The 24,901-nt window shown below is 68.5% G+C and carries 21 protein-coding genes; 11 read left to right on the top strand and 10 right to left on the bottom strand.

The features are described 5' to 3' along the window. Window positions 1-374: 374 nt before the first annotated feature. Window positions 375-923, bottom strand: a complete 549-nt coding sequence (locus tag AB0B82_RS24310) for a hypothetical protein (protein WP_360172702.1) — start codon at window positions 921-923, stop codon at window positions 375-377. A 168-nt stretch (window positions 924-1,091) separates the two neighbouring features. Here AB0B82_RS24310 and AB0B82_RS24305 point away from each other — a divergent pair, with 168 nt between their 5' ends. From AB0B82_RS24305 to AB0B82_RS24295, 3 genes are all read left to right on the top strand, one after another. Beyond that, window positions 1,092-2,450, top strand: a complete 1,359-nt coding sequence (locus AB0B82_RS24305; RefSeq protein WP_360172699.1) for a LysM peptidoglycan-binding domain-containing protein — start codon at window positions 1,092-1,094, stop codon at window positions 2,448-2,450. Window position 2,451: 1 nt separating this feature from the next. Beyond that, window positions 2,452-3,417 (top strand): Rv3235 family protein, encoded by a 966-nt coding sequence (locus tag AB0B82_RS24300; RefSeq protein ID WP_360172696.1) that lies wholly within the window; start codon window positions 2,452-2,454, stop codon window positions 3,415-3,417. 1,108 nt (window positions 3,418-4,525) lie between these two features. Then, window positions 4,526-5,269: a VanW family protein gene (locus AB0B82_RS24295; RefSeq protein WP_360172693.1), complete on the top strand. Its 744-nt coding sequence runs from the start codon at window positions 4,526-4,528 to the stop codon at window positions 5,267-5,269. A 4-nt stretch (window positions 5,270-5,273) separates the two neighbouring features. Here AB0B82_RS24295 and AB0B82_RS24290 read toward each other — a convergent pair whose 3' ends face one another. Next, window positions 5,274-5,693, bottom strand: a complete 420-nt coding sequence (locus AB0B82_RS24290; protein ID WP_360172690.1) for a cupin domain-containing protein — start codon at window positions 5,691-5,693, stop codon at window positions 5,274-5,276. Window positions 5,694-5,744: 51 nt separating this feature from the next. Between AB0B82_RS24290 and AB0B82_RS24285 the strand changes: the two genes are divergently transcribed. Then, the gene (locus AB0B82_RS24285; RefSeq protein ID WP_360172687.1) at window positions 5,745-6,452 is read left to right on the top strand and encodes a helix-turn-helix domain-containing protein; all 708 of its coding nucleotides are present in this window, start codon (window positions 5,745-5,747) and stop codon (window positions 6,450-6,452) included. 26 nt (window positions 6,453-6,478) lie between these two features. Continuing rightward, window positions 6,479-7,504, top strand: coding sequence for an aminoglycoside phosphotransferase (locus AB0B82_RS24280; RefSeq protein WP_360172685.1), 1,026 nt, complete (start codon window positions 6,479-6,481; stop codon window positions 7,502-7,504). Here AB0B82_RS24280 and AB0B82_RS24275 read toward each other — a convergent pair. The 6 genes from AB0B82_RS24275 to AB0B82_RS24250 are packed head-to-tail and all read right to left on the bottom strand — an operon-like array spanning window position 7,485 to window position 14,494. Beyond that, on the bottom strand, window positions 7,485-9,413 hold the full coding sequence (locus AB0B82_RS24275) for a hypothetical protein (protein ID WP_360172682.1): 1,929 nt from the start codon (window positions 9,411-9,413) through the stop codon (window positions 7,485-7,487). The genes AB0B82_RS24280 and AB0B82_RS24275 overlap by 20 nt on opposite strands. After that, entirely contained in the window at window positions 9,410-10,468 is a 1,059-nt protein-coding gene (locus tag AB0B82_RS24270; protein WP_360172679.1) for a glycosidase, read from the bottom strand. The genes AB0B82_RS24275 and AB0B82_RS24270 overlap by 4 nt, the downstream gene beginning before the upstream one ends. Window positions 10,469-10,486: 18 nt before the next feature. Then, complete coding sequence (locus AB0B82_RS24265) at window positions 10,487-11,305, bottom strand: carbohydrate ABC transporter permease (RefSeq protein WP_360172677.1); 819 nt, start codon at window positions 11,303-11,305, stop codon at window positions 10,487-10,489. Further along, the gene (locus tag AB0B82_RS24260; RefSeq protein WP_360172674.1) at window positions 11,305-12,204 is read right to left on the bottom strand and encodes a sugar ABC transporter permease; all 900 of its coding nucleotides are present in this window, start codon (window positions 12,202-12,204) and stop codon (window positions 11,305-11,307) included. The genes AB0B82_RS24265 and AB0B82_RS24260 overlap by 1 nt, the downstream gene beginning before the upstream one ends. Then, on the bottom strand, window positions 12,201-13,469 hold the full coding sequence (locus AB0B82_RS24255) for an extracellular solute-binding protein (protein ID WP_360172671.1): 1,269 nt from the start codon (window positions 13,467-13,469) through the stop codon (window positions 12,201-12,203). The genes AB0B82_RS24260 and AB0B82_RS24255 overlap by 4 nt, the downstream gene beginning before the upstream one ends. Next, complete coding sequence (locus AB0B82_RS24250; protein WP_360172668.1) at window positions 13,466-14,494, bottom strand: LacI family DNA-binding transcriptional regulator; 1,029 nt, start codon at window positions 14,492-14,494, stop codon at window positions 13,466-13,468. The genes AB0B82_RS24255 and AB0B82_RS24250 overlap by 4 nt, the downstream gene beginning before the upstream one ends. A 276-nt stretch (window positions 14,495-14,770) precedes the next feature. On the opposite strand from AB0B82_RS24250, the gene AB0B82_RS24245 reads away from it, so the two are divergent. Genes AB0B82_RS24245 through melA form a run of 6 tightly spaced genes read left to right on the top strand, consistent with a single transcriptional unit; the run spans window position 14,771 to window position 20,912 of the window. After that, window positions 14,771-15,598, top strand: a complete 828-nt coding sequence (locus AB0B82_RS24245) for an endo alpha-1,4 polygalactosaminidase (protein WP_360172665.1) — start codon at window positions 14,771-14,773, stop codon at window positions 15,596-15,598. 31 nt (window positions 15,599-15,629) lie between these two features. Beyond that, window positions 15,630-16,937 carry an ABC transporter substrate-binding protein gene (locus AB0B82_RS24240; protein WP_360172662.1) on the top strand — a complete coding sequence of 436 codons (1,308 nt, stop codon included), beginning with the start codon at window positions 15,630-15,632 and terminating at the stop codon, window positions 16,935-16,937. Next, the gene (locus AB0B82_RS24235) at window positions 16,937-17,860 is read left to right on the top strand and encodes a sugar ABC transporter permease (protein WP_360172659.1); all 924 of its coding nucleotides are present in this window, start codon (window positions 16,937-16,939) and stop codon (window positions 17,858-17,860) included. The genes AB0B82_RS24240 and AB0B82_RS24235 overlap by 1 nt, the downstream gene beginning before the upstream one ends. Then, window positions 17,857-18,669 (top strand): carbohydrate ABC transporter permease, encoded by an 813-nt coding sequence (locus tag AB0B82_RS24230; protein ID WP_360172656.1) that lies wholly within the window; start codon window positions 17,857-17,859, stop codon window positions 18,667-18,669. The genes AB0B82_RS24235 and AB0B82_RS24230 overlap by 4 nt, the downstream gene beginning before the upstream one ends. Before the next feature lie 3 nt (window positions 18,670-18,672). Next, window positions 18,673-19,608, top strand: a complete 936-nt coding sequence (locus AB0B82_RS24225; RefSeq protein ID WP_360172653.1) for a carbohydrate kinase family protein — start codon at window positions 18,673-18,675, stop codon at window positions 19,606-19,608. Then, window positions 19,605-20,912: an alpha-galactosidase gene (gene melA / locus AB0B82_RS24220; RefSeq protein WP_360172650.1), complete on the top strand. Its 1,308-nt coding sequence runs from the start codon at window positions 19,605-19,607 to the stop codon at window positions 20,910-20,912. The genes AB0B82_RS24225 and melA overlap by 4 nt, the downstream gene beginning before the upstream one ends. On the opposite strand, the gene AB0B82_RS24215 is transcribed toward melA, so the two are convergent. Together AB0B82_RS24215 and secA are read right to left on the bottom strand one after the other, a co-directional pair. Further along, a complete protein-coding gene (locus tag AB0B82_RS24215) occupies window positions 20,876-21,832 on the bottom strand; it encodes a nitronate monooxygenase (protein ID WP_360172647.1) in 957 nt (318 codons plus the stop codon). The two genes, melA and AB0B82_RS24215, sit on opposite strands and share 37 nt — an antisense overlap. Before the next feature lie 96 nt (window positions 21,833-21,928). Beyond that, on the bottom strand, window positions 21,929-24,898 hold the full coding sequence (gene secA, locus AB0B82_RS24210; RefSeq protein WP_360172644.1) for a preprotein translocase subunit SecA: 2,970 nt from the start codon (window positions 24,896-24,898) through the stop codon (window positions 21,929-21,931). Window positions 24,899-24,901 lie beyond the last annotated feature (3 nt).

Here is a 24,901-nt window from a genome sequence, read left to right as displayed (position 1 = left end):
CAGCGCGACTTCCGAGCCCGCGCCGCCGTGCAGAAGGCAGATGCCGGGGGTGTGAACAGGAACCGGGGCTTGTGGACCCGTTATTTCCTGTCCCCAGGCCCGGTTTGATGTTCACCGCCCCGACAACTGGCAGCTCCGCAGCGCGACTTCCGAGCCCGCGCCGCCGTGCAGAACGCAGATGCCGGGGGTGTGAACAGGAACCGGGGCTTGTGGACCCGTAATTTCCTGTCCCCAGGCCCGGCATGGAATCCACCACCCCGACAACTGGCAGCTCCGCATCGCGAGTTCCGACGACTGGGTGCCCGAAGCGAGTGGCGGCTGTGAGGCGGCGGCTGTGAGGCGGCGGCTGTGAGGCGGCGGCTGTGAGGCGGGGGTCAGCGGCGGCGGAGGGCTCTGAGGGCTTGGGTGGGGACGAGGCGCACGTTGTAGACCTCGGTACGCCGGCGCGGCGCGTCCAGTGGATGCTCTGCGATCTCGAGGAAGTCTGCGCCCACGCGGTCGATGGTGCCGGTCACAGGTCCACCGCCGCTGCAGAACAGCGTCACCGGCGACCGGTCCCGAGCGATCCCGCGCAGCAGATGGGCCAACCCGAGCTTTCCCTCGATCGCGCCGACGGCCGGCTCCGCCCACGGCCCCAACCGGTGTACGGCGACGAGCGCTTCGACCGGGATCAGCCACTCCTCGTACCGCTCGGTTTCGATCAGCAGGCAGTCCTTCCCGACCCGGCTGAGCAGCCCCCGGACGGGATCGGCGTCGTTCAGTTCGACGCGTACGACGGTGTTCACCGCGCCACGCAGCCGGTCGAGCACGGTGATCTTCCCGACCTCGGCGCGGATCCGATCCGCCACCTCGCCGTACAGATCACTGTCCTGGAGCGCCTCGAACTGAGACTCCAGATCCGCGAACAACGCATCCCACCGCATGCCGTGAACCTACCGTCCCCTGTCCCGGCGCGCGCTCCGACCCGTCACTGTCCGCAGCGAATACCGACGCAGAGTGGGTCAAGGACTTGCAAACCACGCCTAGCAGCGGTCTATAGTGGTCAAGCCAAAGCAAACTAACGCAAACTCATAGGTCAGAGAGGAAGCGGGATGAACGCGATGATCCGGCTGGTCAAAGGCACCTTCGCGGTGTTCGCGCTGGTCGTCGCCGGTTTCCTGCTCCGCTGGATGACCGCGGGCACGATCACCGGCCTCCGGACGTACGACTTCGACTCGCTGACCGTCCTCGCGGTCAGCACGGTCGCCTGGATCGCGTACGGCTGGCTGGTGCTGGCCGTCCTGCTGACCGTCCTCGAGCAGCTTCCCGGCGCGGTCGGCACCCTCGCCGGCGTTGTCGCGGGCCGGATCACCACACAAACCGCCCGCACCCTCCTCCGCTCCGGCCTCGGCGTCGCCGCCGTCACCCCCCTCACCATCGCCGCCGCCCACGCCGCCCCCGCCGACACCACCCACGTCCGCCAATGGACCCCAGGCGCCACGAGCGACGCGGTCGCCGGTACGCCGGACCTCACAGGTGCAAGCGCTACCTTCGGCGGTACGCCGGACCTCACAGCAACGCGATCGCACACGCCGCCGTCCGAGAACGTGGGCGGGGGCAACGCCGCACCCAAGAACGCGACACTCGGGAACTTGGCGCCAGGCAGCACAGGTCCTCAGGTGGGTGCCAGCGAGTTCCGCGCCACAGAGCCGCGCTCGACCGTGCAGATCGGCAACGACAGCACGCCTCAGGCGAGCAAGCCGCCCACCAACCAGATCGCCCCGGACCACCGCGCCACCGAACCGCAGTCCGGTCAGCGCACTGCGGACTTCCGCGCGACCGAGCCGCCGTCCACGGTGCTGGGCTCCACCCCGTCGCCGAAGACCGCGCCCACCCCGGAACGCCCCACCGAACCGCAGACCGGTCAGCGCACTGCGGACTTCCGCGCGACCGAGCCGCCGTCCACGGTGCTGGGCTCCACCCCGTCGCCGAAGACCGCGCCCACCCCAGACCGACCCACCACACCGGAACGCACGGACACACCGGAACGCACGGCCACACCGGAACGCGCGGCCACACCGGAACGCGCAGCGACGCCGAAGCGCCCGACCACGCCTGAGCCGCCGGCCACGCCTGAGCCTCCGACCACCCCTGAGCGGACCGTGGCACCGGAGCGAGTGGAGGTGCCGGACCGGCCGACGTCGGGGGCACCTACCCGGTACACCGAGCTGCGGCCGAAGGTCCCCGTCCGCATCGTCGTACGCGACGGCGACACCCTCTGGAGCCTCGCCGCCCGCGAACTCGGCCCGAACGCCACCACCGAAGCCATTGCAGCGCGCTGGCCGCAGTGGTACGCCGCCAACCGTCACGTGATCGGGAGCGACCCCGATCTCATCCTTCCCGGGCAGGTCCTCCGCATCCCGCCCACGCCGACCGGCGACCGCCTTCCGCCCCAGCAGCAGGAGCAGTGACATGAGCCAGCCCCAGAACCTCCAGCCGGACGACCTCCAGCTGAACGGAACGCACCCCACTGCGCCGCTGTCCGTCGTCCCCACCCGTACGACGGACCCCGCTCACCACCACCCGACGCTCGCTCACCCGGACGCACCGGAGGCTCCGATGGCCGTCACCCCGACCTCGCCGACCACCAAACTCACCCAGCCCGCGGGTACCCCCGTTGCACCGGTCGGCGCAGCCATGGACCCGCAGCAGGTGCTCGCCGAGATCACGCGGCCGCGGCTGTCGTCGGTGGGCGGTTCGGGACACTCACTGCCGGCCACCGCGCGGTACGCCGATCACCTCACCCACGGAGCCCTGGCACTCCGGCGCCAAGCCCTCACCCGCCTCGGCCTCGACCCCGTGTCCACGCACCCCAACTCGAAGGCTGACCCGAGCCGGCAACTGGCCTCAGCCACCGACCCCAGCCGAAAGCTGACAGTGGTTCCCGAGGTCACCCCGGACCCCACCAGCGCCGAGTCGCCGCAGGCCACCACTCCCGCCACCGAAACCCCAACGACCAAGGCCGCTGGGGTGAAGGTTGCTCGGGGCACCGAGGCGGCGGGCGGGCAGGAGCAGGCGCGGGAGCTGGGGACGGCGCCGCCCTTGCCGGAGGTACGGGCCTGGGCGGGGCGGATGGCGCAGGCGGTGTCCGAGGTACTCGCGGGAGATCGGCCGATTTCGCAGCTGGTGCGGTTCACCGACGACGCCGTGTTCATGGAACTGAACCGCCGTGTGCGCCTCCTCGGGCTCAACTCGACCGCGGACACGCGTGGCGCGCGGGAGAAGAGCATGGTGCGTTCGGTGCGGGTGTTCATGCCCGAACCGTTCGTCGCCGAGGTTGCCGCCCACGTACGCCACGGCCAGCGTTCCCGCGCCGTCGCCTTCCGCCTCGAAGTCCGCCGCCACCGCTGGGTCTGCACCGCCCTCGAGCTCGGGTGACCTCACCAGGTACCTCGGCTCCGGCGGATCCCGCCGCCCTCGAACTCGCCTGACCTCACCAGCTACGTCGACTCCGGTGAATCCCACCGCCCTCGAGCTCGGCTGACCTCACCAGCTCTGTCGATCCGACGGACGCCCACCACTCAGCAACCCGCCACTCCCCGGCCCACCCGAGCCTGACCATCGCCTGAAACACGCCGATGAGTTGGGTTTGGTGAGTGACGCACGTCCGCCAGCCGATGATTCCGGAGGTGGTAGTGGTTGGGAGCGCCGGCGATGCCCAGCGGGCTGAGTTCGGTCGTACGTGGGGCTTTGGGTGTGATGCGTTCTGCCGGGCCGTACAGCGGTTCGCTGGTCGCGCGGTCGAACAGCCCGCAGGCACCTCGAACAGTCTGCGGTGACCTTGGACAGGCAATTGCCTGTTCAAGGTGCCCCGACGTGTCCACACCGACCGCCGACTGTGCACACCTCCGGATGGCTGTCAGTGCGCGGCGCCGCGGTAGTTCGCGGGGACCGTGGACGGTCCGTGGGGCCTTGGACGATCCGCGGTGACCTCGGACAGGCAATTGCCTGTCCAAGGTGCCCATGACCTGTCCACGCCCACCGCCGACTGTGCACACCCCCGCGCCGCTGTCAGCTCCACGGCACCAGCGCCACTCGCAAGCACCTCGAACAATCCATGGGGGCCTTGAACAAGCAATACCTTGTCCAAGGTGCCCACGACCTGTCCACATCCCCGCCTCGCTGTCAGATCCACGGCGCCAGTCTGCTCCACGGCACCAGGGCCACTCGCAAGCACCTCGAACAATCCGCGGTGACCATGGACGGTCCCGCGGGGTTAGCGCGCGGGGTGGGAGTGCAACTGGATTGTGGGGGTTTGTCATGAGGTTGGGGTGGGGTGGGTCGTACGGTGGCGGAGGTCTTCTGGTCGGGGGGCGGGATGTCGGAGAGTACGGCTGCTGCTTGGCAGGTTGGAGTGGGCGAGCTCACCGCGGCTGAGCGGGCGCGCATCGCGCCGGTGGTGGGGCGGCGGCGGTGGAGTGAGCGGGTGCGGGGCCTGTATCCGTTGGCGGTTCGCTATCACCGGGCGGTTAGACGGCTCGAATGGATGCGTTCCACGACGCCGTACGCCGCAGACCGCAGCGCAGCCGGCTTACCGCGCCGGATCAAGCAGCATCGGTCGTTGTTGTTGCGGCAGCTCGGGGAGAGCGAGATGTGGATGCAGCACAACAAGGTGCTGAATCTCAAGCTCGCCTGTGCACAGGTCGACGGGCTGCTGATTCGGCCGGGTGAGACGTTCTCGTTCAACAAGGTGGTGGGGAACGCGACCCGCCACAAGGGCTACCGACCGGGGATGCGGCTGTCGAACGGCGAGGCGAAGCCGGGGATCGGCGGTGGCATCTGCCAGCTCGCCAACCTCCTGCACTGGATGGTGCTGCACTCGCCGTTGACCGTGACGGAGCGGTCGACGCACAGCTTCGACCCGTTTCCGGACAACGGGCGGGTGCTGCCGTGGGGTGTGGGGTGCAGCATCGTCTACAACTATGTGGATCTGCAGTTTCGTAACGACACCGAGCAGACGTTCCAGCTCAAGGTGGGCGTCGGCGCGCGGTACCTCGAGGGCGAGCTCCGGGCCGATCGGCCGGCCGCGACGACCTACCGGGTCTTCGCCAAGGACGAGCGGTTCCTCCGGGTCGGCGCGCAGTACTTCCGGCGCAACGAGATCTGGCGGACCGTGATCGATCGCCGCACGGGTACGGCGCTGTGCGACGAACTGATCCGCGAGAACGTTGCCCTGGTCAAGTACATTCCGACCGGCGTCCCGGTCCTCGACGTGGTACTGCCAACCTGAGCACTCACTCCAGCAACGCACACCCGTACTTCTCGAACAGCGCCGCCACATCCCCCGAGAATCCGCCATGCAGCTCCCGCAGCAGCGCATGTGTGGTCGCCGACATCACCAGCACATACCGCGCCGGCTCCGCCTCCGGGTTACCGAACGTATGCGGCACACCTCGCGGCCCCACGATCCCGGAGCCGGCCGGGACGTCGTAGTCCTCCCCGTCGATCCGCATCCGCATCGTCCCAGACAGCACGTACCAGGCCTCGTCGTCAGCGTGATGAACGTGCATTGGCGCCTGCCAGGCGACCTCGTCGGTCGTGCGCCCCGCGGCTTCCCACTCGGCGAGCACCAGCCCGGACCCCTCGGGCGCCACGGTACGACCGAGTAGCGGCACCCCAGCCAAATCGTCACGACGAGTCACGGCAGTACTCATGCCCACGACGCCCAGATGCAAACTGTCGGTACGCCGTAGCAAACTGGAAGCGTGACGGGAACGGTCGAGCCGTACCGGGAGCGCCCCGCGCGCGTGCCCGGCGCCGACCTGTGGACGCGGACGGCGGCGGGCGGGGAGTACCGGATCCTCCCCGACGGCTGCATGGACCTGCTGCTGATGGACGACGACCTCGTGGTCGCAGGTCCCGACAGCCGCGCCTGGACGGGCAGCGCGCCACGCGGCACGCGGTACGCCGGGATTCGCTTCCCGCCCGGGACCGCGCCGGTCTTCCTCGGCGTTCCCGCCCGCGAGTTGCTGAACCAACGCGTCCCGCTCGCCGACCTGTGGTCCCCGACCAAGACCAGACGCCTCCTCGACACGGTCCGCGCCGCTCCCGATCAAGCCGCGGCGCTCGACCTCGAGGTCGCCAGACTCCTCGAAGAGCCGGCCGACAAGCTCTCGGCCCAGGTATTGCGCAGCGTCCGCGGCGGACTGCTTCGCGGCTCGGCCGGTGTGTCCCGCCTCGCGCGTACGATCGGGCTGAGCGAGCGGCAGCTGCACCGCCGCTGCCTCGACGCGTTCGGGTACGGACCGAAGATGCTCGACCGGGTCCTGTGGATGAACGTCGCGCTCGACCACGCCCGTACCGGGCTGCCGCTTGCCGACGTCGCCGTCCGCACCGGGTACGCGGACCAGGCGCACCTCACCCGCGACGTCAAGGCACTGACCGGCCTGCCACCCACAATCCTGCTCGCCTGAGACAGGCACCTGCGACACTGGTGGTCATGACCGAAGTCGGTACGACGACGCTGCGGCACAACCCCCTCAACGCGGTGACGGCGACTGTCGAGCGGGTGACGTACGCCGACGGGCGCACTGCGGTCCGCAAGGAACTGAAGAAGCCGACCGAGACCGAAGGCCCCTGGGCCGCTTCGACCGACCCGCGGCACTGGAACTACTGGCGCCGCGAACTCGAGGTCTACCGCGACGACGAGCTCCGCGCCCAACTCGCCGGCACCGGACTGATCCTCCCGGCCGCACAGGTCGACGAAGGACCGGACGGCGGTGTCCTGCTGATGGACGACATCGACGGTACGCCGGGTACGCACTTCAGCCTCGCCGAGCACGCGGCGCTCGCCCGCGCGTGCGGCCGCTGGCAGGCACGCCCCGCCCCGGAGCGTCCGTGGACGTCGACCGGATTCCTGCGCGACTATTCGACGACCCGTGCGGTGCCGTGGGACCTGATGACCGACGACGCGGCATGGCAGCAACCGCTGATCCGTGAAACCTGGCCGGTCGAACTCCGCGAAGCCTGGACCGGTCTGCTCATCCATCGCGACACCCTGCTCGCGCTGGTGGCGAGTCTGCCGCGCGCCCGCTGCCATCTCGACTTCTGGGTCTCGAACGTGATCCAGCGCCCGACCGGCGAACTCGCCCTGTTCGACTGGGCGTTCGTCGGCGACGGCGCGCTGGGCGAGGACATCGGCAACTACATCCCGGATGCGGTGTTCGACCTGTTCTGGCCGGTCGAACGCCTGCCCGAGCTCGCCGACACCTGTATCGCCAACTACCTCGACGGCCTCAAAGAAGCCGGCTGGCAGGGCAACCCGGACGATGTGTACCTGGCGGTGCTGGCGTCGGGCGTGAAGTATGCGTGGCTCCTGCCCCTCCTGCTGGGCCAGGCCTCGCAGCCCACGCACAACGCCTACCACCGCCAGGTGGACAGCAGGCACCTGTTCCATCAACGCGGACAGGCCCTGCTGTTCCTCGCGAACTGGTGCGCCGAGGCGCTCAGTCGAGCACGACGGTGAACCCACCCGGTACGACGAGCGAAGCGCCGCGCGCGATCAGCCGGCCACCGGAGTCGTAGGTGTACGTACGCCGCCCGCGCACGTCGACCACCCGCGGACGAGAATCGACACTGACAAGCAGCGTCGCGTTCCCGACCCGCAGACGGCTGATCGTCGGCAGCAGCAGTACGGCGTCGACCTGAGCTGTACCGGTCGCACGCGCGGTCAGCGTGGTCGCACCGGCAGGCAAGACCTTGCCGAGTGTCAGTGGCAGCAAGGCCCCTGGCGCTGCCGAGATGCCCTGCGCACCGCACTCGTGCGTCAAGGTGCCGAGAGCAACCTCGCCACTGGTCCACGCCGTCCGAGGCGCAGCCGTGGAAACGAGGTTCACGACTGGTAGCACCAACCGCTCCTGCGTCGACGCCGGCACGGTCCACGTCGCCGTACCGTCGAACGACAGGTAGGCGCCGTTGCTCCACTGCGACTCACCGGTCCACGCCGACGGCGGGGCGACGACCGTGCCGCCACTCCCCGACTCGCCCTCCACGACCTGCAGACCGTCGTACGCCGTCGCGCCCGACAGGTGGGCGACGTCCGGGTGCGCGTCGAGGGCGAGCATCGACAGTTGTCCGTGGATCGTGGACTCGGCGCCGGAGTTGCGGTTGATGACACCGTCGCCGGAGATCCCGTCGTACGTGCGGCCGGTGGTCGCGTCGTACATCGGCTCTCCTGCGCGGTTGGCGCCGAAGTACCAGGCCGCGACGAAGGCGGCGAGGTGGCGCTGCCCCGGACGGTCGATCGCGAGCAGCGCGTGCAGCCGCGCATCGACGCCGTAGGCGATCTGCGAACGGTCGATCGGCACCGGCAGCCAGCCGTTGTCCGGACCTCCCGACGTCAGCAGGAGCGGCGTGAAGCCCGCCGTGTCACCGATCGCCGCACTCAGCAGCGCGGGCTTGCGGAGCACCTCGGCAGCGGCAGCCAGCGCACTTGGCATCTGGGCACCCCATGCGTGCCAGTCCGAGATCGACTCGCCCCACGGGAGCAGCGCGCGGAACGGCCACTCGCGAGTCGAGCCGGCGTGCATCTCGGCGATGCCTTCGGCGAAACGGCCCAGGGCACGGCGCGCGGCCGCGGATCCACCTGCCTCGACGTACGCGGAAAGTCCGAGCACTGCTTCGGACGTCGCGTCCGCACCGTTGACGATCAGCCACGCAGGGAGCCGACGGCCGTCGACCACGTTGTAGCGGCCGTATCGCACCAGCACCTGGCGTTCCAGCGCGGCGATCGCCACCTCGAGCCGGTCCCGCAGGAAGTCGGCGAAACCCCGGTCGACGCCGCGGAAAACGCTGTACCCCTCGCCCAGCGCCCACACCGTCCGGGCCAGCCAGTACGACGGACCGGAATCGGACGGGTCGGGCAGTTCGACCGGGTCGGCGCTCGGGTTGAGCGTCCCGTCGGGCTGCATCCAGAGCACGACGTTCCCGTTCGGTGACTGCAGGAAGGTCAGCCCACGCAGCAGATCGCGGGCCACGCGCAGCGACGACTCCTCGTGGAACTGCTTCCAGTGCCGCAGGTACACGACCGCGGCCCGGGCGATGTCGTCCGCGTTGAAAGCGCCCTGCCCGTAGGAGTCCGTCACCGGATCGTAGGTGCCCCCACCGATCCGGCGGTACGAACCGTCGGGCTGGTGGTCGGCGTACGTCCACAACACACCGAGCGGGCCGGAGCCGTAGGTGGTGTGCCCCGCGGCCGGCGGCGGCGTGACGAAATCGCGCAGGAAATCGAGATGACCGAGGTTCGACAGGCGCCCGGCGGTCGGCCGGCGCGTGGTCGCACCGGCAGGCAGCGTGGTGGCAGCAGGCAGGGCGACCGCCGACGCCGCGGCCGCCGCGACTGCCCCGCCGAGGAGGGTCCGGCGGGTCGGGTTCACGACTGCCGGTCCAGGCGGGCCACGCCGATCGCGGCGTCGGCCATGCCGTAGAAGACGTAGTGCACGCCGGCGACCTCCTCGATGGCGGTCGGGAAAACGACGTTTCCGACCGTTCCGACTTTTTCCTCCTCGGTTTCCGGAACCATCAGCGGCTCGGTGGTCCGGGTGACGACCTTCGTCACGTCCTCGGCGTCCAGGATCAGCGCGCCGGCCGCGTAGCAGACCTTCTGCGTGGTCGGGTCGAAGCCCTCGGGCTGCTCCCCGGTGACACCGTGGTGGATGACGAGCCAGCCCTCGGGGATCCGCAGCGGCGCCGGCCCGGCGCCGATCTTCAGTTCCTCGAACGGGTACTCCGACATCGCGACCAGCCGGTGGTGGCGCAGGTGAACGAGGTTGCGCACATCCTCCTCGACCGCGGCCACCGGGACGAACGACACCCAGATGCCCGGACGGTCGTCGGTGACGCCGGCCGGCAGGTGCACGCCCTCGCCCTCGCGGAACCAGCCCAGGTCCCACATCGGCCGGTGCAGCATCGCGTACGACGGCGCACCGTCCGGGCCGGGCACCGGCTCGGGGAAGAAAACGGTGTCCTTGTTCGGGAACAGGTTCAGGTCGGTGTCGAGATCCGGCTGGTACTCGAAGTGCAGCGGTCCGAGCCGCCGCCACTCGCGCAGGTCCGACGACACCGCGAGCGCCGGCTTCGGCCCGAGCGGACCGTAGGCGACGTACGTCATCACGTGCAGCCCGAGCGACGGAATGAAGGTGACCCGCGGATCCTCGACGCCGGCGTTGTTCTTGCCGCGCTCCCAGCCTTCGTCCGGCGCGAGCACGACACCTTCGCGGCGTACCCCGGCCGGCACACCGTCGTCGAGCTGCACGGCGGCCAGGCCGACGCGCGACACGTTGCCGGTGGCAACCAGGCGCGGCAGCAGGTACAGCTCGCCGTCAGGGGTGTGCCCGGTGGCCGGGTTCAGCACCCCCTCCGCCTCGAGCTCGTTGCCCGGCTCGGCCGTCATCAGCACGCCGACGCGGGTGAGGGAGTAAGGAACAGTCACGGAAAAGCCTTTCGGAAATTAGCCCTTGACGCCGGAGGACAGGTTCGTGGAGATGAACCGGCGCTGGAAGATGATGAACAAGGCCACCGCGGGCGCGGCCAGCACACAGGCACCGGCCAGCACCGCACCGAACGGGTTCGCCGCCCGGGCGGACACGGTGGTCAGATAGTTGGACAGCGAGACCGCGAGCGGCTGCAGGTCCTGCTGCTTGGTGATCAGGAACGGCCACAGGAACTCGTTCCACGGACCGATGAAGGTCAGCAGCACGGCGGTCAGCAACGCCGGCCGGACCAGCGGAAGCGCGATCCGCCAGAGGATGCTCAGCTCGGACGCACCGTCGATCCGGGCCGCGTCGAAGAGCTCGGCCGGCAACTGCAGGAAATACTGCCGGAAAATGAACACCGCGGTCGAGTTGATCAGGAACGGCAGGATCATCCCGAGGTAGCTGTCGGCCAGCCCGTAGCTGCGCACGATCAGCACGTAGAGCGGGATCGTGAGCAACTGGAACGGCACGACCTGGATCAGCAGCATCAGGTTGAACACCACGCCCCGGCCGCGGAACTGCAGCCGGGCGAGTGCGTAGCCGGCGAGCACCCCGAACACCAGCGTGCCGAGGATGACGCCCCCGGTGAAGATGCCCGAGTTCAGCAGCGACCGGCCGAGGTGGATCGCCTTGTTGATCTCGACGTAGTTGTGCCCGGTCAAGCTACCGGGCGACGGAAATGCTCCGGAAACCGTCGGATCCGGCTCGGCCTGCAGCGAGCCGATCAGCATGTAGTAGAAGGGAAACAGGAACACGAACGCACCGATCAGCAGCGCGACGAACTTGAGTTTCATCAGTCCTCCTCGCGGCCGACGAACCGGCGTTCGATCAGGGCCAGCAGCAGCACGCCGATCACCAGCAGAACACCGATCGCGGCGCCGATGTCCGGGTTCCCCTGCTCGATCCCGCGCTGGTACATGATCAGCACCGGCGACGCCGAGGCACCGTCCGGACCACCACCGCCGGTCAGCAGATACGGCTCGGTGAACAGGTTCGCGCCGGTGACCGTCGCGACCAGGACGACCAGCGTCGTCGCCGGCCGTACGCCGGGCACAGTCACGTTCAGGAACGATTTCCAGCGTCCCGCGCCGTCCATCGAGGCGGCCTCGTAGAGGTCCTTGGAGACGTTCTGCAGCGCCGCCAGGTAGAGCAGGATGAAGAAGCCGAGCTGTTTCCAGGTCACGTAGATCGCGATCGTCGGCATCGCCAGCTTCGAGTTCACCAGCCAGGACGGATCCGGTGCGAGCGGGCCGAGGATCGAGTTGACCAGACCGTTGGAGTTGAACAGGAACAGCCACACTCCGACCACGGCCACGCTCGCCGTCACGTACGGAACGTAGTACGAGACCCGGAAGAACGTCCGCCACCGGATCGCCGCGTTCAGCGCGTTCGCCAGCACCAGCGACAGCACCACGGTCAGCGGCACGTTGATGACCAGGAAGACCAGCACGTTGCCGAAGGCCCGGCGGATCGCCGGGTCCGACAACACGGTCAGATAGTTGTCGAACCCGACGAACGGACGGTCCACGACCGCGCCCGGTGCCGCGAAGAAGTAGTCGTGGAACGACATGTACACCGCGAAGCCGAGCGGGTACGCGAACACCGCGGCGAGGAACACGACGTACGGCGTGACGAACGCCGTCCCGATCGGATGATCACCGAGGATCCGGCCGAGGAGTCCGCGTTTCCTCATGACTGCTTGGCGAGTTCGTCGACCTTCTGTGCGGCGCCGTCGAGGGCCTGACCGACGTCCTGCTGCCCGAAGATCACGGACTTGGAGTACGCGTCCCGGAACGTCTGCCAGATCGTGATCGAGTTCGGCACGTTCGGCACCTCGACGGTCCGCGACGCCTGGTCGGCGAACGTCTTGTAGTCCGGGTTCTTGGTGAAGTAGTCGGCGTACACCGAGGCGGCGTCCTTGCGCAGCGGAATCTGACCGGTCATCGACAGGAACTTTCCGTCCTGTTCCTTGCTGGTCGCGAACTTCAGCACGTCGGCCGCGGTCCCGCGGTTCTTGCACGCCGAGTACATCGCGACGTTCTTGGCGTCGGAGAACGTGTGGATCTCGTCGGCCGGCTTGCCGGACGAGGTCGGCACCGGCACCACGCCCCAGTCGACCTTGCCCTTGTACGTCGCGATCGCCCACGGACCGACCACGGCCATCGCCGAGGTGCCGTCCACGAACGCGTCACCGGTGTACTTCTCCTGCGACGCGAGCTTCTCGGCGTACATCGTCCGCCAGAACTGCGCGACCTTCTTGCCGTCCTCGGAGGCGAACGTCGCCTTGCCGTCCTCGACCAACTGCTTGCCACCGCTCTCGGCCGCGTACAGCGGGTAGAAGTCGAACCAGGACTGGAAGAACTCGTTGCTCGGCGCCGGGTAGATCGCGAACTTCGCGGCCTTCGACGAGACGACCTTCCGCGACGCCGCGAGGAACTCGTCGTACGTCGCCAGCTTCGGGTCGGGGATGCCGGCCTTGGCGAAGATCTTCTTGTTGTAGAAGATCATCACCGGGTTCGACTTCCACGGCAGCTGGTAGTACTTGCCGTCCGGCGACTTGTACTGCTGGGCGACCTCACCGGAGCGCTCTTCGATGTACGACGCGTCCAGCGGGACCAGACCGCCCTGCTTCTGGAACTGCGACACCGACGCCGGAGAGGTGTTGAAGATCAGGCACGGTGCGTTGCCGGCCGTGATGGCCGCGCCGATGACCTCCTCCGACGACTTGCCGGTCGGAATCTCCTGGGCGGTGATCTTCTGGTCGGCATGTTCGGCGTTCCAGGCCGCGACCATCTGTTTGCCCCAGGCCACTTCTTCGGCGTTGTTCGAGTACCAGATGGTGATCGGCCCGCGGGCGTTCGCCGCGGCGTCGGCGTCACCAGCGCCGCCGCCACCGCCGCCGCACGCGGCGAGTGAACCGGCCAGAACCACGGCCAGCAATCCGGCTTGCAACTTCATGGGTGCCTCCTCAGGCATGCAGCAGTGGAGCGTCGTACGACGAGTTCCGCGGGCGGCAGTTCGACATCGGGGACGTCGGTCTCGCCGTCGACGACCCGGTTGAGGGTTTCGGCCGCCGCCGCACCGAAGCGGAACGGGTCGGCGCGGACGGTGGTCAGGCCGGGATGCACGTATTCGGCGATCTCGCTGTCGTCGAAGCCGGCAATGCTCAGGTCGTCCGGCACGGTCAGCCCGGCGGCCTGGGCGGCTCCGAGACCGGCGATCGCCATCCGGTCGTTGGCGTAGACGATCGCGGTCGGCGGCTCGGGCAGCGCGAGCAGTCGCCGCGTCGCCTCGATCCCGCCGGCGGCGGTGAAGTCACCGGTCTCGACCGCGACCGGCTGCAGTCCGGCGGCGGCCAGCGTCTCGGCGAAGACCGTGGCGCGGACCGTGGCGTGCACGAACGCGGGCGGACCTGCGACGTGCGCGATCCGGGTGTGCCCGAGCTCGACGAGATGCTCGACGACGGCACTTGTCCCGGGCCGGTCGTCCAGGGTGACAGCCGGAAACGGAGAGTCCTTGTCCGGCCGGTTGAGCGTCACGGCGGGGAGGCCGAGCTCGGCCAGCAACTCGATCCGCGGGTCGTCGTGCCGGAGGTCGGACAGGAACACCCCGTCCACCCGGCCGTCCTGCGCGAGCCGCCGGTAGCCGTCGGCCTCGGAGCCGTCCCCGGCCACCTGCAGGACCAACGCCTGCCCCCGCGGGGCGAGCACGCTCTCGACACCGGCGATGAAGGCCGGGAAGAACGGGTCCGACGACAGCACGGCCGGGTCCCGGGTGATCACCAGGCCGAGAGCGAACGCCTTCGAGACCGACAGTGAGCGGGCCCGATTGCTCGGCCGCCAGCCGAGCTCGTCGGCGGCCGCGAGGATCTTGTCGACGGTGGCCTGGGCCAGCCCGGGGCGTCCGTTGAGCGCGAACGACACCGCACCCTTGGACACGCCGGCCCGGCGTGCCACGTCGGCGATCGTCGGCCGCTTGCTCACTCGAACCTCCATTTAAACCGGTTTAAGGAGTATCTAAACCGGTTAAAACCCTACCTGTCAAGCAGTGGTCTGCTGCGCAATAACGCAATCTCCGGGCGGTTGTGCGCACTCGTTTGCAGCCGATCGCTTGACGCCCGTCGGTTGCAGGCGCTTCACTGGTCGCCAGTGACGCACCCAGCCGGTACCAGGCCGACGGCCTGAAGTCCGGTTTTCCGGCGCCAGGGTGGTGAGAACACCCGAGGCGGGGTCGCGTCCCCGGGACCCGATGGAGCAATCGTGTCCAGACTCACCCGCAGCGTGCTCGCCGCAGCCGCAGCCACCGCCCTCGCAGTCACCGCCGCCACCCTCACCGGCGCCCCACCGGGCCAACCAGCCACCACGAGCAGCGTTGCCGAGGTGACGCTCCCGCCCACCGGCGCGAACTTCGACTACCAGATCGGCGGCGCCTACACCCCGACCGCCGGCGTCCAGGTCGTCTCCCGCGACCGGACCGCCGAGCCCGCCGCCGGGCTCTACAACATTTGTTACGTCAACGCCTTCCAGGTGCAGCCCGGCGAGCAGGACGACTGGGACGCCGACCTGCTCTTGCGGGACGCCGAGGGCAATCTGGTCATCGACGAGGACTGGGGCGAACCGCTCCTCGACCTCAGGACCCCCGACAAGCGCAGCCGGATCGCGGCCAAGGTCAACAGCTGGATCGACGGCTGTGCCGCGAAGGGTTACCAGGCGATCGAGCCGGACAACTACGACAGCTACACCCGCTCGCAGAACCTGCTCACCGCCACCCAGGCCAAGGCATTCCTGACCTTGCTGGCCGGCCACGCCCACGACGTGGGTCTCGCCATCGGCCAGAAGAACACCGTCGAACTGGCCGGCGATCGTACCGCGGTCGGCCTCGACTTCGCGGTCGCCGAGGAATGCGGCCAGTACACCGAGTGCGGCGACTACGTCGATGCCTTCGGCAACAACGTGATCGTGATCGAGTACACCGACCGAGGCCGGCGGACAGCGTGTTCGCAGTACGCCGGAACGCTCTCGATCGTGCAGCGTGATGTGGACGTCTCCGTCCCGGGCGATCCCGGGTACGTCCGCAAGACCTGCTGATATCTCTTCCACTCCCTCTCTGGAGACCGTCATGTCTCAGCATGCTCGAAACCTGTCCCGTCGCGACGTCCTCCGGGCGGCCGCCGCCGTCGCCGCTGCAGGCACCGTCGGCACCTTGGGTGCCTGCGGCAAGAACGACGACGAAGGCGCCGACCCGAACGGAGTCGTGACCCTGGAGCTGTGGCACGGGCAGGTGGATCTCGGCAAGGCCGCGATCGACTCCCTGATCACGGCGTTCAACCAGTCGCACCCGAAGATCAAGGTGGTCGGCGGCGGTGGCGGCGTGACCGCGGACAGCATGCTGCAGAAGGTCACCGCGGGGCTGGCGGCGGGGTCCTACCCGGACATCGCGTACATCTTCGGGTCGGACCTCGCCAGCCTGACTAAGAGTCCGAAGGTCGCCGATCTCAGCGGGCAACTGAAGCTCGACGACTACTGGCCGGCCGCGAAGGACGCGGTCAGCGTGAAGGGCAAGGTTCGGGCCGCGCCGGCGCTGCTCGACTCGCTATGCGTGGTCTACAACAAAGAGCTGTTCGCCGCAGCCGGTGTAGCTCCCCCGAAAGCCGGCTGGACCTGGGACGACTTCATCGGGATCTCTAAACAATTGACCGATCCGGCGAAGGGTGTCTTCGGCACCGGCTGGCCGGGCGTCGGCGACGAGGACACGGTCTGGCGGCTCTGGCCGATGATCTGGGACCTCGGCGGCGACGTCATCGACCTTGACGGCAAGAAGGTGGGTTTCGACGCGGTCGGCGAGAAGGCGCTCGCCACCCTGGACCGGCTACGCACGGACAAGTCGCTGTACGTCGACCCGAAGCCGGGCAGCGAGCAGCTCTACCAGGTCTTCCTCGGCGGCCGGATGGGAATGGTTGCCACCGGCCCCTGGCAGCTCCCCGAGCTGAAGGACAACGACCTCGAGTACGGCGTCGTGCCGCTGCCGTCGTATTCCGGGAAACCGATGACGATCTCCGGACCGGACACCTGGACGATCTTCGACAACGGCAAGGCCAAGGTGCAGGCGGCGACCGAGTTCGTCACTTGGCTGGCCGATCCGGCGCAGGACATCCAGTGGGACATCAAGGGCGGCAGTCTGCCGATCACCAAGGCCACCGCGGAAATGCCGGAATGGAAGAAGCATTCCGCGGCGACCGACGGACTCGACGTGTTCGTGACCGCCCTCGACACCGCGAAGGTGCGGCCGACGATCTCGACGTACCCGCAGATCTCGCAGCACGTCGGCGAAGCGATCGTGTCCGTCCTGCTCGGCAAGCAGAGCCCCGCCGACGCGCTGAAGCAAGCCGTCGACCAGTGCAACCAGGTGCTGGCGGTACCGAACTGATGGCCAGCGTGGTCGGTACGTTCACCGTCGATCCGCGCGCCCGGGCAGCAAGACGGCGGGCGCGGGGCGAAGGGGCGACCGGGTGGGCGTTCGTCAGCCCGTCGGTGCTGCTCATCCTCGGGCTCAGCGTCGTACCGGTGCTGTGGTCGCTGCTGTTGTCGTTCCAGGTGAACGACCTGGTGTCGCCGAGCGAATGGGTGGGCCTGGCGAACTACCAGGCCTTGGTGAAGGATCCGGCGTTCGGGTCGGCGGTGGTGCACACGCTGGTCTACACGGCGTTGTACGTGCCGCTGAGTGTCGTCGCGGGGTTGGCGATCGCGATCGCGCTGGACCGGAAGATCGCCCTGATCGGGGTGTACCGGACGCTGGTGTTCGTACCGTTCGTCGTCTCGGCCGCGGCGCAGGGAGTGTTGTTCTCGTTCGTGCTCGACCCGGAGTTCGGGGTCGCGAATTCCTTGCTGCACAAGGTCGGGTTGCCCGCGCAGGGGTTCTTCAGCGATCCCGGTCAGGCGCTGTACCTGCTGGTCGCGATCTCGTTGTGGAGCGGCACCGGGTTCTGCGTGATCGTGTACCTCGCCGGTCTGCAGGGCGTGTCGAGTGACCTGGTCGAGGCCGCGCGGATCGACGGCGCCGGACGCTGGGGCGTACTGCGGCACGTGACGCTGCCGGCGCTGACACCGGTGACGATCTTCCTGCTGTTGTTCCAGACCATCAATGCGCTGCAGGTGTTCGACCTGGTGTTCGTGACCACGAAGGGCGGCCCGCTCGGGTCGACCACAGTGATCGTGTACTTCATCTGGGAGAAGGCGTTCAAGACGTTCACGGCCGGCTACAGCGCCGCAGCGGCGTACACGCTCGCTGTCGCTCTGCTCGTGATCGGCGTCGCCCTGCAGCTCTACCGAAGGCGGGTGGCGGCCCGATGAGACGCGTCAGTGGCTGGCATTTCGTCCTGGCGCCGTTGGCGCTGCTGTTCGCGTTGCCGCTGGTCTGGCTGCTGATCAGCTCGGTGATGAGCAACGCGGAGATCAACCGTTTTCCGCCGGCGCTGTGGCCGCGTGGCATCGATCTCGGCGGTTACGAGTACGTGCTCGGAAACGCACTGTTTCCGCGCTGGTTCCTGAACTCGTTCGTGGTGTCCGCGGTCGCGGTGACGGCGAACCTGGTGCTCGGATCGCTCGGTGGGTACGCGTTCGCGCGGATCCGGTTCGCCGGGTCCAAGCTGGTCCTCGGGCTGATGCTGGCGACCATGGTCATCCCGTTCCAGCTGACGATGATTCCGACCTTCCTGGTGATGAAGCAGCTCAGGCTGATCGACACGCTCGGCGCGCTGATCGTGCCGTCGCTGGTGACCCCGCTGTCGGTCTTCCTGTTCCGGCAGTTCTTCGTCTCGCTGCCGCGCGAACTCGAGGAGGCCGCCTGGCTGGACGGCTGCGGCCGTCTGCGCATCCTGGTCTCGATCGTGCTGCCGCTCGCCCGCCCGGCGCTGAGCACCGTCGCCGTCCTCACCTTCCTCGCGACCTGGAACGACCTCACCTGGCCGTTGATCGCGATCAACACCGAATCCACCTACACCCTCCAGCTGGGACTCACCACGTTCCAGGGGCAGCACCACACCCAGTGGTCGGCCGTGATGGCCGGCAACGTCATCACGGTGCTGCCGGTCCTGCTGGGGTTCCTCCTGGCCCAGAAGGCGTTCATCCGCTCGCTGGCCTCCACCGGACTCAAAGGCTGACAGATGTATGACCTGCTAGTCATCGGCGACACGAACCCCGACGTGGTCGTCGGGCCCGTCGACCACCCGATCCTGTTCGGCCAGGCCGAGCGCCTGGTTCCCGGCGGCTCCATCGTGCTCGGCGGCTCCGCGTCGATCATGGCCTGCGGCGCGGCCCGGCTCGGACTCCGCGTCGCGTTCGCGGGGCGCGTCGGCGACGACGCCGCCGGGACTTTCGTTCGCACCGCCCTCGCCGATGCGGGGGTCGACGTCGAGGCGCTCGTCACCGACCCCGACCTGCCTACGCCGCTGACCACGATCCTGACCACCGGCGATGACCGCGCGATCCTCACGGCGCCCGGCTGCCTGCCGAACATCTCAGCCGATGACGTGCCCCCGGCGCTGCTGCGGTCCGTCCGGCATGTGCACGCGGCCTCGTTCTATTTGCTGCCCGCGCTCGCGGCCGGTCTCGCTGGGATCTTCAAGCAGGCAAAAGCCGCGAAGGCCACCACCTCGCTGGATCCCAACGACGATCCGGCCGGGAAGTGGGACCGCAGTGTCCTCGATCCGGTCCTCCGGGTCACGGACTATTTCCTGCCCAACGCGGCCGAGGCCCTCGCGCTCACCGGTCACCACTCGGTCGAGGACGCCGCCGGCATCCTGGCCCGCCGCCTCGCGCGGCACGGCACCTTCGTCGTGGTCAAGAACGGCGCCGACGGAGCCCTTGCCCACAACGGTTCCCGGGCTCTCACCGCGCCCGCGCTCAAGGTGGAGACGGTCGACGCCGTCGGTGCGGGCGACAGCTTCGACGCCGGCTGGGTCGCCGCGCTGCTCATGGGCAGCAAACCCGACCGCGCCCTCGCCATCGCCGCGGCCTGCGGCTCACTGTCCACCCGAGCGGCCGGCGGCACCGCCGCCCAACCCGACTGGGACCTCGCCGTCAGGAGCACCACACCATGACCACGACCATGACCAAGATCGCCTTCGTCGGCGCCGGCAGCGTCGTCTTCACCCAGGGTCTGCTGGCCGACCTGTTCGCGCTCGACCTCGGCCCGTTGCACATCGCGCTGCACGACATCGACCCCGAGCGGCTCGAGACGGCGGCGGCCGCGGCGTCGTACATCGCGCAGGAGCGTCACGTCGTACCGACCATCAGCACGCACCTGGAACGACGAGCAGCTCTCGACGGCGCCGCCTTCGTGATCAACATCGTCCAGGTCGGAATGAACGCGGCGACCCATGTCGACTTCGAGATCCCGGCCCGGTACGGGATCCGGCAGACGATCGGCGACACGCTCGGCGTCGGCGGTGTGTTCCGTGCGCTGCGGACGTTCCCCGTACTGCGCGGGCTGGCCAAGGACATCGCCGAGGTCTGCCCCGACGCCTGGCTGCTCAACTACACGAATCCGATGGTGATGAACGTCTGGTACCTCCAGGCCCTCGGCGTCCGCAACGTCGTCGGCCTCTGCCATTCGGTGTACTGGACGATGCACGGCCTGTCCGAACTGGTCGGCGTACCGTACGACGAGGTCCGGTATCTCGCCGCGGGCGTGAACCACCAGTCGTGGGTACTGCGGTTCGAACGCGGCACGGAGAACCTGTACGACCGGTTGGACGAGGCGATCGCGGCGGATCCGGAGTTACGTCGACGGGTCCGCGTGGACATGTACCGGCGGCTCGGGTTCTACCCGACCGAGACCAGCGAACACTCGGCGGAATACGTGCCGTGGTACCTCGGGCACACGTCCGAGATCGACCGGCTGCGGCTGCCGATCGGCGCGTACCTGGACATCGTCGCGGACAACCTCGCGTCCTACGAACGCACCCGCAACGCGCTCAAGGTCGGCGCTCCCGTCGAGGTCGATCCGACAATGGAGTACGCCCCGCAGATCGTGCACAGCATCGTCACCGGCACGCCGCGCACGGTCTACGGCAACGTCTCGAACACCGGCCTGATCTCGAACTTGCAGGCCGGCGCGGTCGTCGAGGTGCCGTGCCTGGCGGACGGCACCGGTGTCCGGCCGACAGCCGTCGGTGCGCTCCCGGCACAGTGCGCCGCGCTCAACCGCTCGTATTTGAACGTCGCCGAACTCGTCGTCCAGGCAGCGATCCAGCAGGACCCGCGGGCGATCCGTCAGGCCGTGATGGTCGACCCGGCAACGGCGGCGGCGCTACCGGTCGAGCGGATCTGGGACCTGTGCAACGATCTCGTACTTGCTCACAGCAACTACTTGGATCCATCGCTGAGGGCTGCCCTCAGATAGCCGCGGTACGCCGCGAAGCTCCCGAGCACCTCGGCCGCCGTCGGCCGGCCGGACAACGCACCGACGCCCTGGCCCGCATAGATCGCCATGCGGGCCGGGTCGGCGGCCTTGACGCCCTCGACCCAGTGCTCGTGCGCGGAATCCTTCTCCTTCAGCTCCTCCTCGTGGCCTTCCCAGCTTTCGAAGAACGGGTTGCGGAGGGACCGCCCGCCGAATTCGTCCGGCCACCCGGCACGGGACGCGGCGTCGAACACCGTGCCGTACACCGTGTCGGTCTCGCCGGCCGCGATGATCGCCTGCCGCACCGGCTCCTTGGTCAGCGCCTCCTCGCAGGTGAGGAACGCCGTACCGATCCAGCCTCCGACCGCCCCCGCGGCCAGTACCGCGGCCAGCCCGCGCGGTCCGGAGATCCCGCCACCGGCGAGCACCGGTACGTCGGTGAGGTCGAGAATCGCCTGCAGCAAAGGCAACGTGGCGACGGCGTTGCGACCGTGCCCACCCGCTTCGGCGCCGCGTGCGACGATCACGTCCACGCCCGCGTCCACCGCCTCGCGGGCATCCGCGACCGTGCCGGCCTGGGTCGCGACGACGATCCCGGCGTCCTGCAGCGTCCCGACGTACCGCCCGTAGTCACCGAAGCTCAGCGAAACAAGCGCCGGTCTCAGCTCGAGCACTGCCTCCAGATGCTCCGGGTGATCGGCGACCGACCAGGCCATCAGCCCGATCCCGTAGGGCTTCCCGGAAGCGGCGGCAATCGCGCCCTCGGTGCGGATCCACTCGGCCGACACCGCCGATCCCGCGCCCAGCATCCCGAGCCCGCCGGCGGCCGAGACCGCCGCGGTCAGGCGGCCACCACTGACTCCCGCCATCGGCGCACCCACCACCGGAACCGCCAACCCGAATTTCTCCGTCAGCCACATGCCTTCAGCGGACCACATCACGACCGGCCGGCGCTATAACCCGCGCCACGAGAACGGCCCCCGGCAGGAGCTCCCGGGGGCCGTCGACGGCGTGTCTCAGAACTTGTAGGCGTCCGACTGCGGGTCGCCGTGGCAGCGCTTGTACTTCTTGCCCGAGCCGCACGGGCAGACGGCGTTCCGGGGCGTACCGGCGTACTGCAGCTCGCCTTCGGCGGAGCCCTCGGAGTGCGTCGCGATCTCCTCGTCGCCGTCGATCGTCGGCGCCGAGTACGTCAGGCGCTGCGGACGCGGCTCGTTGCTGAGGCCCTTGGCGCGCAGCCGCGGGGTGTCCTTCGGCCGCGGCGTGTCCTGCGGGCGCTCCTCGTCGGCCTCGGCGACCGGTGCGCCCGGGGTGAGGATGTCCTGGACCCGGCGGCCCTCGAGCGTGGTCTCGTCGGCCAGCGCCGCCTCGTTCGCGACCTCCATCTCGGCGCGCATCGCCTCGACGTCGACCTCGACGTTGAAGATGAAGCCGACCGACTCCTCCTTGATGGACTCCATCATCGCGGCGAACATGTCGTAACCCTCGCGCTGGTACTCGACCAGCGGGTCGCGCTGCGCCATCGCGCGCAGACCGATGCCCTCGCGCAGGTAGTCCATCTCGTAGAGGTGCTCACGCCACTTGCGGTCCAGCACGCTCAGCACGACGCGCCGCTCCAGCTCGCGCATCGTCTCCTCGCCGAGCAGCTCCTCACGCTTCTCGTACGCCGCCCGTGCGTCGTCCAGGAACCGCTCGATCAGGAAGTCCTGCGTCAGACCGGCCTTGTCACCGCCGGCCTCCTCGATCAGCTGCTCCTCGGTGAGCTCGGACTTGTACAGCGTCCGCATCGCGGTGAACAGCGCGTCCAGATCCCAGTCCTCGGCGAAGCCGTCCGCGGTCGCGCCCTGCACGTACCCGGTGACGGTCTCCTCGAGCATGTCCTGCACCTGCTCGCGCAGGTCGGCGCCCTCGAGCACCCGGCGACGTTCCTCGTACACGACCGAACGCTGCCGGTTCATCACGTCGTCGTACTTGAGGATGTTCTTCCGGGTCTCGAAGTTCTGCGCCTCGACCTGGGCCTGCGCGGACGCGATCGCCTTGGTGACGACCTTGTTCTCCAGCGGCTGGCTGTCGTCGTTGTTGCGCGACATCGCCCAGTCGACCATCTCGCGCTTGAACAACCGCATCAGGTCGTCCTCCAGCGACAGATAGAACCGGGACTTGCCCGGGTCGCCCTGTCGGCCGGCCCGGCCGCGCAGCTGGTTGTCGATCCGGCGGGACTCGTGCCGCTCGGTGCCGAGCACGTAGAGGCCGCCGAGCTCGCGGACCTCCTCCTGCTCCGCCTTGACCTGCTTCTCGAACTGCTCCAGCACCGCCGGGTACTGCGCCTCGTACTCCTCCGGCGACTCGGCCGGGTCGATACCGCGGGCGCGCAACTCCTTGTCGGCGAGGAACTCCGGGTTGCCGCCGAGGATGATGTCGGTACCACGACCGGCCATGTTGGTGGCCACCGTGACCGCACCCTTCCGGCCCGCCTCCGCGACGATCGCGGCCTCACGCGCGTGCTGCTTCGCGTTCAGCACCTCGTGCTTGACGCCTTCCTTGAGCAGCTGCCGCGACAGCCGCTCGGACTTCTCGACCGACGTCGTACCGACCAGGATCGGCTGCCCGGTCGCGTGCACCGCGACGATGTCCTTGACCACGGCGTCGAACTTGGCGTCCTCGGTGCGGAAGATCAGGTCCCGCTCCTCGACCCGGATCATCGGCTTGTTGGTCGGGATCGGCACCACGCCGAGCTTGTAGACCTTGGAGAACTCGTTCGCCTCGGTCATCGCCGTACCGGTCATGCCGGCCAGCTTGTCGTAGAGGCGGAAGTAGTTCTGCAGGGTGATCGTCGCGAGGGTCTGGTATTCCTCCTTGATCTCGACGCCTTCCTTGGCCTCGATCGCCTGGTGGAGTCCCTCGTTGTAGCGGCGGCCGTGCAGCGTCCGGCCGGTGTGCTCGTCGACGATCAGGACCTCTTCCTGCCCCGCGTTGCCGACCACGACGTAGTCCTTGTCCCGGTGGAACAGGTCCTTGGCCTTCAGCGCGTTGTTCAGGTAGCTGATCAGCGGGGTGTTGGCCGACTCGTACAGGTTGTCGATGCCGAGCCGGTCCTCGACCTTCTCGATACCGCGCTCGAGGATCGCGACCGTGCGCTTCTTCTCGTCCACGTCGTAGTCGGCGACCCGGCGCTTGGTCTCGTCGATCTCCAGGTCGGTGATCCGCGGGTTCTTCCGCTTCAGCTCCGCCTCGTCGGCCAGCGTCCAGGCCTTCAGCGAGTTCGCGATCCGGGCCATCTCGACGTACCAGCGCTGGGAGTCCTCGGCCGGACCGGAGATGATCAGCGGGGTCCGGGCCTCGTCGATCAGGATCGAGTCCACCTCGTCCACGATCGCGTAGTTGTGCTCACGCTGGACGCAGTCCTCGATGCTCTGCGCCATGTTGTCGCGCAGGTAGTCGAAGCCGAACTCGTTGTTGGTGCCGTAGGTGATGTCCTTGGAGTAGGCGACCCGGCGCTCCGCAGGCGTCATCTCCGGCAGAATCACGCCGTAGTCGAGACCGAGGAAGTGGTACACCCGGCCCATCCACTCGGCCTGGTACTTGGCCAAGTAGTCGTTCACCGTGACCACATGCACGCCCTTGCCGGACAGCGCGTTCAGGTACGTCGGGAGGGTGCCGACCAGGGTCTTGCCCTCACCGGTCTTCATCTCGGCGATGTTGCCCAGGTGCAGCGCCGCGCCACCCATGATCTGGACGTCGTAGTGGCGCTGGTGCAGCGTCCGCTTGGCCGCCTCCCGGACCACCGCGAAGGCCTCCGGCAGCAGCGCATCGAGAGACTCCCCGTTCTCGTGCCGCTGCTTGAACTCCGCCGTCTGGGCGCGCAGCTCCTCGTCGGACATCTTGACGAAGTCGTCCTCGATGGAGTTGACCATCTTCGCGATGCCCTGCAGCTGGCGGAGGATCTTGCCCTCGCCGATCCGCAGGACCTTGTCGACAACCTTCATGGT

The sequence above is a fragment of the Kribbella sp. NPDC048915 genome (assembly GCF_040649595.1).
GTDB lineage: Bacteria > Actinomycetota > Actinomycetes > Propionibacteriales > Kribbellaceae > Kribbella.
The sequence above is the reverse complement of the archived record's forward strand: the minus strand, read 5'-3'. Positions and strand labels throughout refer to the sequence as shown.

Bases quoted from the DNA above. Each gene is read 5' to 3' on its own strand.
- AB0B82_RS24235 (WP_360172659.1), top strand. From the start codon at position 16,937: ATGGCCAGCGTGGTCGGTACGTTCACCGTCGATCCGCGCGCCCGGGCA.
- secA (WP_360172644.1), bottom strand. From the start codon at position 24,898: ATGAAGGTTGTCGACAAGGTCCTGCGGATCGGCGAGGGCAAGATCCTC.
- AB0B82_RS24260 (WP_360172674.1), bottom strand. From the start codon at position 12,204: ATGAGGAAACGCGGACTCCTCGGCCGGATCCTCGGTGATCATCCGATC.
- AB0B82_RS24305 (WP_360172699.1), top strand. From the start codon at position 1,092: ATGAACGCGATGATCCGGCTGGTCAAAGGCACCTTCGCGGTGTTCGCG.
- AB0B82_RS24295 (WP_360172693.1), top strand. From the start codon at position 4,526: ATGCGTTCCACGACGCCGTACGCCGCAGACCGCAGCGCAGCCGGCTTA.
- AB0B82_RS24290 (WP_360172690.1), bottom strand. From the start codon at position 5,693: ATGAGTACTGCCGTGACTCGTCGTGACGATTTGGCTGGGGTGCCGCTA.
- AB0B82_RS24265 (WP_360172677.1), bottom strand. From the start codon at position 11,305: ATGAAACTCAAGTTCGTCGCGCTGCTGATCGGTGCGTTCGTGTTCCTG.
- AB0B82_RS24230 (WP_360172656.1), top strand. From the start codon at position 17,857: ATGAGACGCGTCAGTGGCTGGCATTTCGTCCTGGCGCCGTTGGCGCTG.
- AB0B82_RS24300 (WP_360172696.1), top strand. From the start codon at position 2,452: ATGAGCCAGCCCCAGAACCTCCAGCCGGACGACCTCCAGCTGAACGGA.
- AB0B82_RS24255 (WP_360172671.1), bottom strand. From the start codon at position 13,469: ATGAAGTTGCAAGCCGGATTGCTGGCCGTGGTTCTGGCCGGTTCACTC.
- melA (WP_360172650.1), top strand. From the start codon at position 19,605: ATGACCACGACCATGACCAAGATCGCCTTCGTCGGCGCCGGCAGCGTC.
- AB0B82_RS24280 (WP_360172685.1), top strand. From the start codon at position 6,479: ATGACCGAAGTCGGTACGACGACGCTGCGGCACAACCCCCTCAACGCG.
- AB0B82_RS24225 (WP_360172653.1), top strand. From the start codon at position 18,673: ATGTATGACCTGCTAGTCATCGGCGACACGAACCCCGACGTGGTCGTC.
- AB0B82_RS24215 (WP_360172647.1), bottom strand. From the start codon at position 21,832: ATGTGGCTGACGGAGAAATTCGGGTTGGCGGTTCCGGTGGTGGGTGCG.
- AB0B82_RS24310 (WP_360172702.1), bottom strand. From the start codon at position 923: ATGCGGTGGGATGCGTTGTTCGCGGATCTGGAGTCTCAGTTCGAGGCG.
- AB0B82_RS24240 (WP_360172662.1), top strand. From the start codon at position 15,630: ATGTCTCAGCATGCTCGAAACCTGTCCCGTCGCGACGTCCTCCGGGCG.